Raw genomic sequence first — 1,338 nt, forward strand, 5'->3', positions numbered from 1 at the left:
TTTTGATACCTCGCATCAAAAGCCAACTATCATCGGGTCCAAGGACACTGCCGATAGAATTTTGAAGAAAGGCTAATTCTTCAGCAATTTTTTCATCATTGGTTACGGCAAGACCAGCAACAACGTCACTGTGTCCTCCAAGATATTTGGTGGCACTGTGAACAACAATATCAACACCAAGAGTAAGGGGATTTTGATTATAAGGGGTAGCAAAAGTATTATCTACAATAGTTTTTAAATTGTGGTTTTTAGCAATGTCAGCGACTGCTTTGATATCAGTGATTTTTAACAATGGATTGGTAGGGGTTTCGAAGTAAATGGCTCTAGTATTATCTTGAATGGCATTCTCAACAGCTTTTAAGTCACGAGTATCAATGACCGTAAATTCTAATCCAAAGCGTTTGAGGACCTTATTGACCAATCTAAAGGTACCCCCGTAAACATCGTTTCCAATAATAATATGATCACCTGATGAAAAGAGCGAGAAGACGGCATGAATAGCTGCTGATCCTGAAGCAAAGGCAAAGCCACTTTTTCCGTTTTCAATATCAGCGATTAATGATTCCAATGCTTGACGAGTAGGATTGCCTGTTCGAGCATATTCCCATTTAGGTTCAGCACCTAATTTATGTTGATGAAATGTAGATGAACGGTAAATTGGGATTGAAACGGCGCCAGTGTCTTTATCTTCACTGGTACCTGCGTGGATTAGTTTTGTATTGAATTTCATAATGATTTCTCCTTTAATTTTAGGCGTAAAAAAAGGGTGCAAATCAAGTTTGATTTGCACCCTACGCGTGATATACCAGTAGTCTAGTTTGATTTTAAGCACTCAAACTGACGGTACGCATAGAATGCGAACCGCAACAACATGATGATGTTTGAGTATTAAATAAAATCATTGTCCAGACCTCCTAGTAATTGATGAGTTGAGAATATATTAATTATTATATTTTGTCAAATATTTATTGATTACTTTAGTAATTGATTGTAGCTAGTTACTTTATTAACTCCGTTATCTCTTTCTAGCATTGTTAAACTAGAATTTCTAGGACTAACCGTTACATCAAAATCTCCGTCGTTATAACGGTCAGTGATAGAACGAATAGTTGTTCCATGAGAAACTAAGAGAATTTTGTCGCCATCTTTAGCTACTTGATCTAATTTTTCAAAGCCCTTATTAACACGATTCCAATATTCTTCAGCATTTTCGGCATCATGGAATGGGTCGGCTTCTTTCGTAAAGTCCTTAGTAGCATCCATGCCATATTTGTCGATGATTTCGGCAAAGCTACTGGCACCATGAGGTTGTCCAACCATAAACCAAGCTTCGGGTGA

At 37.4% G+C, this 1,338-nt stretch carries 2 protein-coding genes; both read right to left on the minus strand.

The annotated features are described in order from the left end of the window. The coding region (locus tag FHL06_RS13195) for a trans-sulfuration enzyme family protein (RefSeq protein ID WP_153387073.1) at positions 1–730 on the minus strand (730 nt) is incomplete at its 3' end. Positions 731–972: 242 nt separating this feature from the next. Continuing rightward, the coding region (locus FHL06_RS13200) for a histidine phosphatase family protein (RefSeq protein ID WP_192918001.1) at positions 973–1,338 on the minus strand (366 nt) is incomplete at its 5' end.

This window comes from Companilactobacillus halodurans, from assembly GCF_009600985.1.
Taxonomy (GTDB): Bacteria; Bacillota; Bacilli; order Lactobacillales; family Lactobacillaceae; genus Companilactobacillus; species Companilactobacillus halodurans.